This is a genomic window from Caballeronia sordidicola, assembly GCF_001544455.2.
In the GTDB taxonomy this organism is placed as follows: Bacteria; Pseudomonadota; Gammaproteobacteria; order Burkholderiales; family Burkholderiaceae; genus Caballeronia; species Caballeronia sordidicola.
Genome location: NZ_FCOC02000003.1, coordinates 94,157 through 108,097, shown reverse-complemented (window position 1 = coordinate 108,097; position 13,941 = coordinate 94,157). Strand labels below are relative to the sequence as shown.

The window sequence follows — 13,941 nt, the reverse complement described above, 5'->3', positions numbered from 1 at the left end:
AGACCTTGCGCGCGACGTTAGCTGATACGCCGCTTGAAACAAGCCAAGACAAAGCCCGGTCAATCTCTTGGCCGGGCTTTTTAAAAGAATGGAACATGCAATATTAGCGTCGCGTCTATTTGACCAGCAGGCGCGTTCGAATGAAGCCGGGTTCTTTCGCGAGCGTCTCGATCAATTCATTCGATGGCGCACGGTCCAGATCAGTCACCACATATCCCGTTTCGCCCTGCGTTTGCAGATGCTGCGCAACGATATTGGCGCCCTCTGCCGCAAGTCGGGTGTTGAGCGTGGCGAGCGCTCCCGGCGCATTGCCGTGGACGTTGAGCAAACGCGCGGGTGCATCGAGCGGTCCCGGATTCACGTGCGGAAAGTTGACCGCGCCCACTGTGTCGCCCGTGGTCAGGAACGAAATCAGTTTGGTCGCGACCTCCGTGCCTATGTTCTCCTGCGCTTCCTCTGTGCTGCCGCCCACGTGCGGCGTCAGGATGACATTCGGCAAACCTTGAAGCACGCTTTTGAATTCATCGGCATTCGTCTTCGGCTCTTCCGGGAATACATCGATAGCCGCACCGCCCAGCCGTTTCGCGCTCAACGCCTGCGCGAGCGCTTCGATATCCACGACCGAACCCCGCGACGCATTGATCAGGATTGCGCCCGGCTTGAAGCAGGCGAGCATCTCTGCGTCGATCATGCAATTGGTCTGCGCGGTGGCCGGAACGTGAAGCGTCACGACATCGGCTTGCGATACAGCGTCGGCGAGCGATTGCGATGCACGGGCCGACCCCAGCGACAAACGCGCTTGCACGTCGTAATAAACCACGCGCATTCCCATGCCTTCAGCAAGCACGCCGACCTGTGAACCAATGTTCCCGTAACCCACGATCGCGATAGTCTTGCCGCGCGTCTCGAATGATCCGCTTGCGCCCTTGGCCCACTGTCCCGCATGCGCCTGCACGCTTTTCTCGGGCACGCGCCGCAACAGCAGGATCGCTTCCGCAATAACCAGTTCCGCCACGGAGCGCGTGTTGGAAAATGGCGCGTTGAACACCGGAATGCCTGCGTGAGCAGCGGCGTTCAAATCGACTTGTGATGTCCCGATGCAAAAGCACCCGATCGCGAGCAGATGGCGCGCGGCGTCGATTTCACCTTTCTTGAGATGCGTTGCCGATCGAATCCCGACAAGGTTGTGAGCCCGCAGCGCGCTCAGCAGTTCCACTCCGGCCAGCGCACCCGCGCGGCGCTCGACTTCGAGCTTGGCCTCGCTGAAGCGGGCGACGGCGGTATCGTGGATATTTTCAAGTAGAAGAACAGAGGTCATAGAACGCTTATATATCGTGACGTGGGTTGGCGTGGGTGTCATACGCCCCGCAAATGGCAAGAGTAAGTCCGTGCAACGCACGCCGGACAAGTCGACGCCACGCAGTCGGCATCGCATTGATGTTACCGCTTGCAGAGCCTAAGCATTTGCCACCCTACTCGCGATATGGCCTTTTGCTTGGATGTTTATTAATGGTTTGTTTAGAGTTGGCTTACCCGATTGTTCTTTCTAGCGAACAATCAACGCGTCGGCAAAGCTGCGGTTATGTTAATACCATTACTTCCAGATCAATCCGGGCGGCGAAATCGGCAGCGCACCGAGATCACGCTGCAGATGGGGTAACGTACGAAGCGTTGATACTCGAGGCGCATGGCCGGTTGACACAAGCGGATCCAACACCCCGAGTCCTACCAGCGCGAAGTCGTTCGAGCCTCCCGCAAAAGCTCACCTTTACGACCGGGCAGACGTCATCAAGCCTGTCGTGAATTTTTACTTCGATATACTAAATTCAAAGGCGCCGCTCGCATCACGTGTCATGCAGCGCGTCACCAAAAGCGGACACGTAGCTGAAAACCCAGTGTGAAAGGCAAGTCGCTCGACGGTATGGGTGGAATCAAAATGATGTTCGCACCAATCCGTCCGTACTCGGCCATGATCAAAGGTGCAGCAACGGGTCCTACCTTATGGTCGTGACCGAATCCCCATTTGCCATAGTCATACCCTGAGATGACGCCGCCCATGACCGCAAGCCGGACATAACCCCAATGAACAAACTCCGGCGACCAGACGCCACCGCCATAAAACGACGGGGCCGAAAGCGAATTTCGAAAATAGCCGCCGGTTACAGCCCATTGGGGCGACACCCAGCATTCCGCGCCAATACCGGGATTGAACTGATCGAAGTGTTTTTTGGGATGAACATGGTACGAGCCGATCATTGCGTCGGCCCAAAGGCCGTTGCCACAAATTTCGGCTGCGGCGCTATGAGCGGATGTGGCGAACGCGGCTAGTGCGAAGAGGGCCATTGGTGCGGAGAATATTTTTGAGACTGTCGCTGTCTTTTTCATTCGCCCTAAACCTGTACGTTTCGCCACCACTCGATTTAAGCGGCAACGCTTTTTCGATATTAAGTTCGAGCGAAACTGTACATGAACGCCATGTCTATTTGTGTGAATGCACGCGGTCCTCAAGCGGTTTGCGGCTGATCGAATCAATTATCTTGTTCACTATCGGTGACGCGTGGTCAGCCGGGGAACTTGATGCGCATAAAGTTTTCAAGGGGACGGATATCGCGCTCGTGAGCGTGAGAAGGAGCCGCAGCAAAAGCCAGATTGGTCGTCACGGAGCGCGGTGTCCAATGCCCGAAACAGAAAGGCCGCACCGACTTGTGTCGGAGGCGGCCTTGGTCTGCTTTTATCCTGCCGAATCCAGAGCGCTAGAGCCGTTCCGGACAATTCTCGTCCGGAACGGTCGATTCGCACTCTTAATGCTTCTTCAACGCATCTTTCATGTCTTCCCGAGCGTCGCCAGCACCTTTTTGCACCTTGCCTGCAGCCTGTTGCACGTCACCCTTGGCTTCCTGCGCCCTATCGCCGGTTACTTTGCCGACAACCTCATTGACCTTACCCTTGGCCTGTTTAACTACGCCGTCTTTCTGATCCTTGTTCATCTTCATCTCCTTTCGTATCAAAGCGCGAATCCGATGTAATGAATTTCGCGGCGCTATGTCAAGGAAGCTCCCTGACCGTGTAATCAGGATCGCAAATCGGCCGTGCATCCAATAGCCGACCGCGTCTGATTACCGCGTAGGCGGAATCGCACATACGCCATTTCGCCTCGGCGCGACGCTAGAAGAAAGATTGCGATAAATACTGTATGTTTGTACAGTACCAACCTGTCGTATGGTTCGAGAGATGGAGACAAAAATGGATTTTGAGGAAGATCGTATCGATACCCCTGAGTTCGCGCGCGTGGTAAGAGATCTGGAGCGCATTACTCGGGAGGTTGCGCAACGCTACATCGTGCAAGGGGTGCAGCTGACCTGGCGCCTGCTGCTTGCTATCGAGGCTGAGGCCTTAGCCGACCTGGGATTCGCTGGCCGTCACGAGTCAGCGCTTCGCGCGCTCTTTGCACGTCCCGACGACCTGATGTTTCCCGAAACGGACGATCTTGTCGATTTCGGAACGTCCAATGTGCTGCCGCCAGTGTTCGCATTTGCCGTGGATGCCTACGATCAAGCCGCGCACGCGGGACATCCGGAACTGGCAATTGCGGCTGCGCATTAAAATGAGCGCATCAATAAAGCAGGTCCGAAGCGTTAGCGTCACATAGACGGACAATTTCCCGATGCCCTCACACGCTGGCAGCAACGATATTTTCGACCGCGAACGCGCCAGTTGGCACGTGGATCCAGCAAGCGCGTTCGACGCATGGATGGCCAATCAGGCATTCAAAGCGTCTTCAGCGAATGTCTACCGCGCTCAATGGGGTTTATTTCTCGAGTGGCTCAATATCAAATGCGTCACGATACAGACCGTGGACAGGCCCGCCATCGAACAGTTTGTGACCCAACTGGACGCTCGGAAGCCGCAACGCATGCGTTATTTGCGCCTTATTGAACGGGTACTCGATCACATTCGCGAGATAGAACTCGCATCCACGAACCCCGCACGCTTTATTGCGCAGGACGGCGAAGCTCGGTGGCGGGACGCGCGCGAAAATGAGCCAACGGGTTTCCTCGCGCACGGCGAACGTGCAACGCTGATCACTTACCTTTTATCGCCGATTGGAGATTTATCGACCGGTCATCGTTGGCGTGAATGCCGGGACCGTGCGCTGGTCGGTGTATTTCTTGGCGGGGGAGTAAAAACCGGGGAAGCAGCCACGCTGAGCGTTAGTCACTTTGACTGGAACCAACCCTGGCTAACGGTCGAAGCCGCAAACCCGGCATTTAATCGACAAACCTGGCTGGCACCCTTTGCCATCGCGCTGCTCAATCGATGGATCAGCGAACGCAAAACCGCCCGGTTGCTAGGCAACCTGCTGTTTCCATCGGCACCTTCAGGGCGAATCATGCACAAGGCCACGATGTTACGCGCGGTCGATGCAATAACTCTGGCGGCTGGGATCGCGGAATCCAGGAGAGCCCGCGCGAGTCCCCAGACGTTGCGTAATACGTTCGCGGCGGACCTTTTCGAAAGCGGAACAGCACAGGAGCAGGTTGGACAATGGCTGGGGTTTCAGCAAGAAATTTCAGCACAAAGGTTGTATCGCGCCTGGGAGCGCTGGATAGGTGAGGAAATACGGGAGCACGATTTGGCGCGTGTAAAACAAGGCGTCACGCTTGCCAACGATCCACCACTCTAGTTTTCACTCCCGAATAAGCTCACCTTTCGGTTGGTTGGCTTGCCTCGAGCATATCTGCGGTCTTAAAACAGGCTACGGCCATCAGCCGCGATGAGGCGTTGCCCGATGACCGCTCGCAATCAGGACATGAAAGCTCGAATTCAGCTCCATGCTGGACAAGATCAGGTTCGCCAATTGAGCACGCCGGACAATGTGACGGCAGCATAACGAACGCATCGATTTCGGTCCCCAATGCCGCAATTTCCGCATTCGATAGCCGGCCTTCATCGACCATCGCGCAAATTAGCCGCGCTGCATTTTTGCCCATTACGCCTTGTGCGCGTAGCGCGTCGCGTTCTGAAGCTAATTCGTCTATTTCATCAGACTTTTCGCGAAGTTGCTGCTCCAAGCGATCGGAGCGTGCCTTTGCGGTACTAAGTTGTTGAATAAAATCGAATTCTTTTTGACTGGCTTGGCGTACACCGCTTTGATATGTCGCTGCCACGCCGCGAAGTGAGTCAAGTTCCACCAACATCGGCTTGACGCGTCGCTCAGCTTCACTGACCGCGTCCTTGATCTGCTGCGCATAGTGCTCGGTGTTCTGCCGCAACTCGTAGTTCAGGGAGTCAAGCCGGTCGCGAAGCGCAGCGTTCGCTGTTTGGTCAGCATCGAGACGTTTGATCAGCGCAGCATTTTCATTTTCCAAACGATGAATCAACGCATGCAGGCCACCTTGCGCATCCGAATCCTGCTCTTTCAGCGCGCGAATTTCGGTTTCCAAAGCAGAATTTCGTATGAGCGCGGCTTCAGTACGTGCTTCACTGCGCTGAAGCGCCTCTTCGACAGTAGTAAAACGCACCTCAAAATCGTGCAGACGATTCAAGGCAGCGCTCGCTTCGTCTCTTGCAGCATTCCTTTCCGTTTCAAGCGCCTGGTTGGCCAAATGCCTCGCTTCCTGAAACAATTGCCCCAGTAACTCCCCGGCACGCTCCTGCAACGTGTCGGGAATCGCGCCGCCCTCAATACGAATTTTGGATGCGGATCTGATTCGCATCCAGAACGCATCGATGTCTTTCGGTATATCGCTCGCACTGCCCGTCTGAGTCAGATCTCTGACTGTCGCCATTGAGGGGCGAATGCCAAAATCGAAGAAAAGACGCTTGCACGCGTGTTGCGAAAGCTCTTGTCGCCGGGCTCCACGTACCCGTAATTCAACAAGTTCGGTTCGCAAAGCAGCCCGTTCTTCGTCATTCATGTTTACTCCTCAGCGCATTTTTGTTCGATACATAATACATTACGTATCGAACACTACATTTTTTCTTGAAATACACTCCGGCTCCGTTTAACACCGTTGCAGTATTCAAAATCGACACGGTCAACTAGCTGCGCGGGTATTTTTCGTGAAACATGTAGAGCTTAATGTTTCAAGTCATTGATTACTAGGGGTTTGTTGCTGATTTGATAAGTTTCGAGATGTTTCACGTGGTCGGGCTGTATTTTTCTTTGTGGAGACGCTCACGTGGCCTTGAGAGTAATAGAAGTAAACACCTTTGAACCCTAGTTAAAGACGTTAACGCCACGGCAAACCCTTATGGAACAAGGCGTTCGGGGTACATAGGTGAGGGTTTGCAGGATAGAAGGTGAGCGCAAACAGGGGACCACGGTGATGGGGTTCAGGGATGAGCGTGAGCTACTACGGGAGCTTACGTGAGCGAGTTCGGGAGTTGCCTCCGTTTGTAAGGTGAGAATATTCGGGATGCTGCATACCTGTCGCGCCCGACCAGCGGACGAAGGATACTTACACGCCGAATGCGCCAAGTGAGTGTTTGCAGGATCCGAATAAATCAAAGAACTGCAGATTAAATCGGTCATTTATACCGATTGGTGAGTGTTTTCGGGAGCCAAACGCTCCGTGAGGTGAGATTTTTCAAGTCTCGCGTGGGCGAGCTGAACAGAAAGCCTTGGGCGTGGTGCACTGAGGTGAGGAGTTACGGGAGCATTCGTTGCGCTGAGATTCATTATGGCGGACCAATAATCCCTTGGTTTTAATGGGTATTTGCGCCAGCGCCCGTTTAAGGTGAGCTTTTCCGGGAAGCTTGAATCCTGTCGACAAAAAGGGCGATTGACACGTGACTTCGTTTTCCGGTGAGTCTATACAGGAGCTGTTTGGGTGTTGAAGATAACGCCAATGATTTTCCCCCACCCTCGCATCTATAAGGGAAGCGTCATAACATACTGAAAATAATAAGGTATTTTTCTCAATGCTGCTGATGAACCGCGGTCAAGGTGAGCTTTTTCGGGAGGTGCAAGAAGTAGATCGAAAGCAACAGAAATGAGTCGGATATTTGATCGAGGTGAGCTTTTACGGGATCAGAGTTTCAGCATTTCAAGTACTAAAAGCACTCTAGGGGTACGCCTGACCATCAAAGAGCTGCTTTTTCCCCCTAAAGGTGAGACTTTCCGGGTGCTCTTGGTCGGTCTACCGGAGCCGGATCGTGTAGTTCGGAGCAACGGTGAGGGAATTCGGGACTTGTTGAAGGCACGTGGAAGCGCTCGCTGCAGCGTGTCTGCCGTGATAAAAGACTCTCCGCTCAAGCAGGGGTGAGCTTTTTCGGGACCCGATTCGCGATGGTTTCGCCCTGAAAACTCGTGCGGTGTGAATTAAGAGGTAAATGGGTCGCTTTTGACGCGTCGGAGTCCCATATTGAATCGGCGAGTGGCCCAGTGATGAAGAGATACGGTCGTAAATTTTTTTGGGTGAGGGAATACGGGACCGCCAATAGGGCCTTGGAAACAGCTTAGAAGGCGACTCAAACCGTTTACCCGCATGGTGCGGGGACAAACGGGATGGCACACGACGGTGAGGGTGAGAACTTTCGGGAGTGCACCTCAGTGAGTTCAGTACGTAAAGTGCTCATCACCGCTTCAGGGTGAGTCCACGCCTGTAGACGAGCTTCACCGTCATCGGTATGCTTTCCCAAAATCCTCCCTGACTCAAGCATGGCAACCAAACGCGCGAAGAAGACCGATGTGGTGAGTCCGAGCTCGGCAGAACTGCGAAAAGCCGTCGAAGCAATCGCAATTCAGCCCAAGAGCGGAAAGATCACGCTTTTGACCCGCAAGTTATTCAACGTGTTGCTGGCCGTCGCGCAACAGGCCGACGAATCCGGCGATACCTATCGGGCGTTGCTCTCGGACATTGTCGCCAATTCAGCCTTTGATTCCAACGACACAGCTTTGGTAAAAGAGCATTTGCGCCGGATGGTATCGGTTCAGGTCGAATGGAGTACAGGGACGTCGAGCCAGAAGCCTGGGCGCAAGTGGGGAATATCGACGTTAATCGCAGATGCCGAAATTCTCGAAGATCCTGCTACGCGCCGCGTATGGGTTGAGTTTTCCTTCGCGCCCAAGATCAAGAAAAAACTGCTCGACCCGGTTCAATATGCACGCCTGAGCCTGCAGTTCCAAAGTCAGTTGCGAAGCAGCGCGGGGCTTGCTCTCTACGAGATTTGCGTCCGATATTTGACCAATCCGAGCCATCTCACCATGCGCGAAACCTGGGAGTGGTGGCGGCCGATCCTCTCTGGCACACCCGATACTGAAGCTGGTGACGAGGCCAAACGCGAGTATAAATATTTCAAACGTGATTATCTTCGGCCGGCGATTGCTGAAGTGAATGCCGTAACCAACATTTTCGTCGAGCTAATCGAGCATCGGGAAGGTAGACGAGTCGCCGAGATTCAGTTCCGTGTGACGGAGCGCAAGCAACCCATGCTCGCGCTCGATGAACATCCGAACGTCTTCGACAGCACGCTTGTCGATCGAATGGTCAAGATCGGAATACCGCTGAAAGACGCACAGACGCTTTACGCAGATAGCGAGGAAAATCGGATCCGGGCCGCCTTGCAGATGACCGAACAAAGAATGCGAAGCACTTCTCTGCCCCCGGTACGAAGTGCGGCGGCGCTGTTCAAGGATGCTTTGAAGAAGGGCTATGCGCCGCAACTGGAGGCGTTGCCCGCGGCCGTAGCGCCTGCCAAAAGCAATGGCGCGCCAGCAGATGACCTCAAAGCACGCTTGTTGAGTGAATTTTCGGTTTATCGCCGAAAGGAAGCCCGCGCGCTGTATGAGGAACAGGGTGAGTCGGAACGGAATCTGGCGCGGCAAACCTTTGAAGAGGATGTTCTTCCGGATCTCGGCGCTCACATGCGCGACGATTGGCGTAAGCGTGGACTCGACTCGAAAATGGGTGAAACCTCATTCTTCGACTGGCTCGCGCGCAAGACGTGGGGTGAACCGACTGACGGCGACCTGCTGGCCTTCACCTTGAACCAAAACCGCGCGGCATAAGCTTGGCGTCGTGCTAACGCCGGCTTGTGTGATATCGCCGCGCATCGCGTGAACGGCTTTGGAACTACCGTTTGGCTGATTCGGTCTGCAGCATTTTCTCGATCTGTTGAAGAAGCGCATCGCGTTTGTCTTTCGACAGGCCTCGCAATCGCAACTCCAGCCGGTCGTCGCCGTAGGTTTTGAGGTCGCCCACTGAGATTCCCTCTAGTTTGATTTCCAGCCGTTGCGCATAGCGTTGTCGACCTGCAGGCTTTGGCGTTTCTTGTGCGCTCGCACGTCCCTTTACGATGTCCGCGACTTGGCGCGTACTAAGATCATCGGAGGCGATCTTGTTGATCAGCCGGAGCGTCGCGTCGGCGCCACGCGCTCCATGAAAGCGCGAGACCTGATAGGCCATGTTCGATCCAAACCTGTCAGGGCGTGCAACCATCTCGTGCATGACGTTCTCTGGCAGCTTGGCGATTGCCAGCGCAACCGCGATGGTCGATTCGTCGAGACCGAGGTGATCGGCAAGTTCCCGCTGACTCTGAAAATGCTTCTCGTCGAGAAACCGCTTCCAGACGACTGCGTTATCGAACACCGTTTGCGAGTCGCGCTGCACATTCAGGTCGTAGCCGAGCTTATAGCTTTCGATACCAATCGGAAGGTCGATGACAATTGCCTTCACCGTTTCTTTATTCGCTTCTCTAAGAGCACGAACCCGCCGGCCTCCGTCGCTCACAAAAAAGGTGCCCGGATTGTCGTGATCGGGTATCACGTGAATGGCTTGCTGCTGGCCTTGTTTGGCCAGGTTCACGGCCAGTTCGGCGATGGATGCTTTCAGATAGAAGTGGCGAGGATTGAAAGGACTTGGCTTGATAGCCTTCAACGGCAATTCGATTACTTGGCCCTGAACATATCTGTTTGTACGGCGCCAAGCTTTAAATGCTTCCGACTCCGGTGCATCAGCGTCGCCCTGAAATTCATCGTCCGAATAGCCGCTGGAGCGGCCGGTCACTTGCTTGTCGTTACCAGCCTCTTGGTTGACGATTTCGTCGATGGCATTGATGCGATCGAGGGCCGTACGTTTTTCACTGCTTGTTGTGTCGGGTCTAGCCTTAAAGCCTTTAGCGAATTGGTTCGGTTTCATTCAGGGTCCTTTATGCGCATAAAGTCAGGGAAGCATGGCGAGAACTTCGTCTGCGCACGCACGTATTTCGGTTGCCGCGAGGCGCGAGCCTCGATCGGTCATCTGGAGCACGGTCTGGCCCAAGGCCATTGCCTGCTTGTAGCATTCGCGCGTCGGAATTTGTGTCTTGAGCAACGGAAAACCCAACTCCTCCAGGGCTCGTTTTAATTCGCGGGTCAACATTCGTTTCTCTTCAGTTTTATTCAGAAGAAATACGGCGCGTAGATCTTCATTCATAACCTGAGCTTGCTGGATGAGTTTGACCAGGCCAACACTCGACCAGTAGTCCGCGGGCGATGACGACGTCGGCACGATAGCGACGGACGCAGCGAGCAGGACAACGCCCGAGACTTTCTCAGTGATGGAAGGCGGGCAATCGACCACGATGACGTCGTAGTCGCTTACGAACTTCCTGATTTCGCGATGAATCTGGGCGCCCGCTTCGGACAGGTTCACGATCGGAAATGGAATGCCGCTGGCTTCATCAGATGCGGCGCTGGCCCAGTGGACGAGCGTGTTTTGCCCGTCTGCATCGACGACGAGGACCCGCTTCCCCTTTTCATGAAACGCAGCGCCCAAGTGCATTGCGATCGTGCTTTTTCCTACTCCGCCCTTCTGTTGCGTGATCGCAATGATTTCGGCTGCCACGTTGTGCTCCCAAGTTTAGCTTTTCGAATTTTACATTGAAAACTGAAAAATTCTAGAGATAACGATTGAGATTAGCCATTCGACCGAGGATGGCCGGAGTTTATGCGCATAAAGTCGGCGGACTCTCGGGTGATCACGAAGATAGTGAGAAGCGAGACGCGAGATGTTTGGTCATAATTTAGAGCCAGGATGCATGCATGAGGCGCATTCGCCGATGTACGCCGTTGTTCGTTCTGGGATTGTCCATAATTGAAAAGGGCTTTTGCGTGCTCGTTGTCGGCTTCGGGAGCAGTTGCCGACAATGGAGCGCATTGCTTTATGCGCATAAAGTTGCCTGATTAACAAAGCGCCCAATGTTCGACTTCGCCGCTGGACAGAAGAACGGTTATACAAGCAAAGAGTATTTGACTTCGGCGGCTGGGCTAAATGCCAATAGGTATCAAAAATACAGTTAATAAAAACTTTATATCGATGCCTTAAAATCTGTGCTTTTCTTACGCGACCCTATTCGCGATCCCAAATCCCGTAACCCGTAACAATCCGCACGATCAAATCGAGCACAAGCATCCCGTAAGCAAGCACTCGTAAAATCGCCGCCACCGCGCGGCGGCATACGGCCGCAGGTACGCTACTCACTTCCATCAACCAGCCAAGGGCATTTCAGTGCATCTGACTTCGACTTTCGCCGCGTGGTCCGACCACGACACGCGCCTTCTTATCGCATGCGCGCTCGGTCTGGCGTCGATCATTGTTCTTATCAGCGCGCTGAAGTTGGCGCCGTTTCTATCGATACTCGTCGGCACTTTTGTGGCCGGCTTCACTGCGGGTCTGCCTCTCGAAGCCGTCGCGAGCGCATTCAGCAAAGGCGCGGGCGGGTTGCTGGGCGATGTGGGCATCATCATCGCGCTCGGTGCGATGCTCGGCGCCCTGATGGCCGAGTCCGGCGCGGCCGACAGGCTGGTTTCCACCATCCTCGATCATTCCACGCCACGCACGTTGCCCTGGCTGATGGCGCTGGTCGCGCTCGTCATCGGCTTGCCGCTTTTTTTCGAAGTCGGACTTGTGATGATGGTGCCCATCATTTTCGTGATGGCGCGCCGCTCGAAGCAGCCGATCCTGCGTATCGCGATTCCCGCGCTTGCCGGCATGACAACCCTGCATGCGCTGCTGCCGCCGCACCCGGGCCCGTTGATCGCGGTCAGCGCGCTGCATGCGGACCTCGGGATCACGATGGGCTTGGGCATCATCGTGGCGATTCCCGCTGTGATCCTGGCCGGTCCGCTATATGGAATGTGGCTGTCGCGCCGGATGCACGTCGAGGAGCCGGAGGAGATGGGCAAGCTGTTTGCGTCGAAAGTCGATGCAACCGGTGCGCTCGACGCGCCCAGCTTCCGTATCTCGCTGCTGACGATTCTCCTGCCCGTGCTTCTGATGCTTGGCCGCACGATAGCGAAACTGGGCGTCCAGCCTGAAACGCTGCTGTTCAATACGCTCAATTTTCTCGGTGAGCCATTGATTGCCCTTGGACTCACCGTTCTTTTCGCAATCGTCGCATTGGGCTGGACGCGTGGCATGCCGCGCGACAAGGTCAGCGGTATCCTGCGCAAAAGCCTGCCTCCAATCTGCGCGCTGCTGTTGACCATCGGCGCTGGCGGCGGCCTCAAGCAAACGCTGGTACTGGGCGGAATCAGCACCACGATCGGCAAGATTGCGGTTGGCGCACACATGCCGCTGATCCTGCTTGCATGGCTGATCGCGGTGGCGTTGCGCCAGGCAACCGGCTCGGCCACGGTCGCGACCACGACGACCGCAGGAATCATCGCGCCGGTGGTGGCAGGCCTGAGCGCGACCCACAACTCGCTGTTGGCGCTTGCGATCGGTGCAGGTTCGGTGTTCTTTTGCCACGTCAACGACGCCGGTTTCTGGATGATCCGCGAGTACTTCGGATTGCAGTTGAAACAGACGGTGTATGTCTGGTCGGTGCTGCAGACCATCGTCTCGGTGGTTGGCCTTGCGCTCACGCTGGTGATGTGGGGCGTACTGACGTGAACAACTGACGTAAATTGTGGCCAGATTGGCGAGGGCGGGCGGACCACCGATCCTAAAATGCAGGAAAGGAGATATGCCCATGCTTGCCTTGCGCCCAACCTGTGAATGCTGCGGAAAGCCGCTCCCGCCCGCAGCCCGCGACGCCATGATCTGCAGCTTCGAATGCACGTTCTGCGAGTCGTGCGTGTCACGGCTTCATAACGTCTGCCCGAATTGCGGCGGCGGCTTTCAGTTCCGCCCGATCCGTCCGAAGGCGCGGCTCGCGAGCCGCCCGGCATCAACGGAAATCCATCCCGTGGGCGTGGACGAGCAACAACATCGGGAGTTCCTTGCGCGCTACGGCGCCATCGCGCCATCCGAACGATAAGTACGCGCACGCCTCAGGGAATCTACCGATCTGAGCGGCGCTCATACCGGTGCTCACGAATCATCGATTCCTCCTCGTCGATGCTGGCTCGCACAATCTGTTCATCGATCCACTCCTTGAACGGAAGTCAACATGCCAGCATCGCAATCCGAGCGCAACCTTCACATCGGCGAGGGTTTTGAAGGACCGGGCGTCAATCTCGCCCATATCAACGTGCTCGTCGGCCCGCGCAACGGCCCCGCCGGACAAGCCTTCGCCACGGCGCTTGCTACGCCATCAGCGGGCCACGCTCCGTTTGTCGTCATTGCCCAGCCAGGCATTCCCACCAAGCCGCTTACGCTGTATGTGAACAAGGCGCAGATCGCCAGCGAGTTCCACGGAAACGCAACGTGGGGCGCGTCACAGGCTGGAATCGCGAAGGCGGTTGCCGAGTCGCTCGAAGACGGGACACTGCCGCCCGAAGCGGAAAACGACTGGGTGGTCGTATCGGCTAATTGGGTGAACCCGGCAGCCGACGATCTGGACGCCGTGTTTCGCAACAACTACCGCGCGACCAGGAATGCGATCAAGGCCGCCATGGCCGGCCTGCCGTCGAAAAGCGATGTGTTCGCCGCCGCGCGCGAAGTATCGAATCCCTTCTATACGCCGCGTTTATCGCGCGATGCCCTCTAAAAACACCTATGGGCGCCGCGTGCC

At 55.6% G+C, this 13,941-nt stretch carries 12 protein-coding genes; 6 read left to right on the top strand and 6 right to left on the bottom strand.

What is annotated here, in order from left to right; genetic code table 11:
* Positions 1–115 precede the first annotated feature (115 nt).
* The 3 genes from serA to AWB64_RS06790 form a co-directional block, all read right to left on the bottom strand.
* Positions 116–1,360, bottom strand: coding sequence for a phosphoglycerate dehydrogenase (gene serA, locus AWB64_RS06800; RefSeq protein WP_060817883.1), 1,245 nt, complete (start codon positions 1,358–1,360; stop codon positions 116–118).
* A 503-nt stretch (positions 1,361–1,863) separates the two neighbouring features.
* Positions 1,864–2,343, bottom strand: a complete 480-nt coding sequence (locus tag AWB64_RS06795; RefSeq protein WP_374728608.1) for a hypothetical protein — start codon at positions 2,341–2,343, stop codon at positions 1,864–1,866.
* 458 nt (positions 2,344–2,801) lie between these two features.
* A complete protein-coding gene (locus AWB64_RS06790; RefSeq protein WP_056363795.1) occupies positions 2,802–2,987 on the bottom strand; it encodes a CsbD family protein in 186 nt (61 codons plus the stop codon).
* Positions 2,988–3,243: 256 nt separating this feature from the next.
* Here AWB64_RS06790 and AWB64_RS06785 point away from each other — a divergent pair, with 256 nt between their 5' ends.
* Together AWB64_RS06785 and AWB64_RS06780 are read left to right on the top strand one after the other, a co-directional pair.
* Entirely contained in the window at positions 3,244–3,603 is a 360-nt protein-coding gene (locus tag AWB64_RS06785; RefSeq protein ID WP_060817881.1) for a DUF2471 family protein, read from the top strand.
* Positions 3,604–3,664: 61 nt separating this feature from the next.
* Positions 3,665–4,684, top strand: coding sequence for a tyrosine-type recombinase/integrase (locus AWB64_RS06780; protein ID WP_060817880.1), 1,020 nt, complete (start codon positions 3,665–3,667; stop codon positions 4,682–4,684).
* 19 nt (positions 4,685–4,703) lie between these two features.
* Here AWB64_RS06780 and AWB64_RS06775 read toward each other — a convergent pair whose 3' ends face one another.
* On the bottom strand, positions 4,704–5,918 hold the full coding sequence (locus tag AWB64_RS06775) for a DNA-binding protein (protein ID WP_060817879.1): 1,215 nt from the start codon (positions 5,916–5,918) through the stop codon (positions 4,704–4,706).
* Positions 5,919–7,663: 1,745 nt separating this feature from the next.
* On the opposite strand from AWB64_RS06775, the gene AWB64_RS06770 reads away from it, so the two are divergent.
* On the top strand, positions 7,664–9,013 hold the full coding sequence (locus AWB64_RS06770) for a replication initiation protein (protein ID WP_060817878.1): 1,350 nt from the start codon (positions 7,664–7,666) through the stop codon (positions 9,011–9,013).
* Between the two features lie 64 nt (positions 9,014–9,077).
* Here the strand turns inward: AWB64_RS06770 and AWB64_RS06765 are convergent, their stop codons facing one another.
* Both AWB64_RS06765 and parA read right to left on the bottom strand, forming a co-directional pair.
* Positions 9,078–10,142 carry a ParB/RepB/Spo0J family partition protein gene (locus tag AWB64_RS06765; protein ID WP_060817877.1) on the bottom strand — a complete coding sequence of 355 codons (1,065 nt, stop codon included), beginning with the start codon at positions 10,140–10,142 and terminating at the stop codon, positions 9,078–9,080.
* 24 nt (positions 10,143–10,166) lie between these two features.
* Positions 10,167–10,829, bottom strand: coding sequence for a ParA family partition ATPase (gene parA, locus AWB64_RS06760; RefSeq protein ID WP_060817876.1), 663 nt, complete (start codon positions 10,827–10,829; stop codon positions 10,167–10,169).
* A 663-nt stretch (positions 10,830–11,492) separates the two neighbouring features.
* Here parA and AWB64_RS06755 point away from each other — a divergent pair.
* From AWB64_RS06755 to fae, 3 genes are all read left to right on the top strand, one after another.
* A complete protein-coding gene (locus tag AWB64_RS06755) occupies positions 11,493–12,878 on the top strand; it encodes a GntT/GntP/DsdX family permease (RefSeq protein WP_060817875.1) in 1,386 nt (461 codons plus the stop codon).
* Positions 12,879–12,957: 79 nt separating this feature from the next.
* Entirely contained in the window at positions 12,958–13,245 is a 288-nt protein-coding gene (locus tag AWB64_RS06750) for a DUF1272 domain-containing protein (RefSeq protein WP_060817874.1), read from the top strand.
* Positions 13,246–13,377: 132 nt separating this feature from the next.
* Positions 13,378–13,917: a formaldehyde-activating enzyme gene (gene fae / locus AWB64_RS06745; protein WP_060817873.1), complete on the top strand. Its 540-nt coding sequence runs from the start codon at positions 13,378–13,380 to the stop codon at positions 13,915–13,917.
* Positions 13,918–13,941 lie beyond the last annotated feature (24 nt).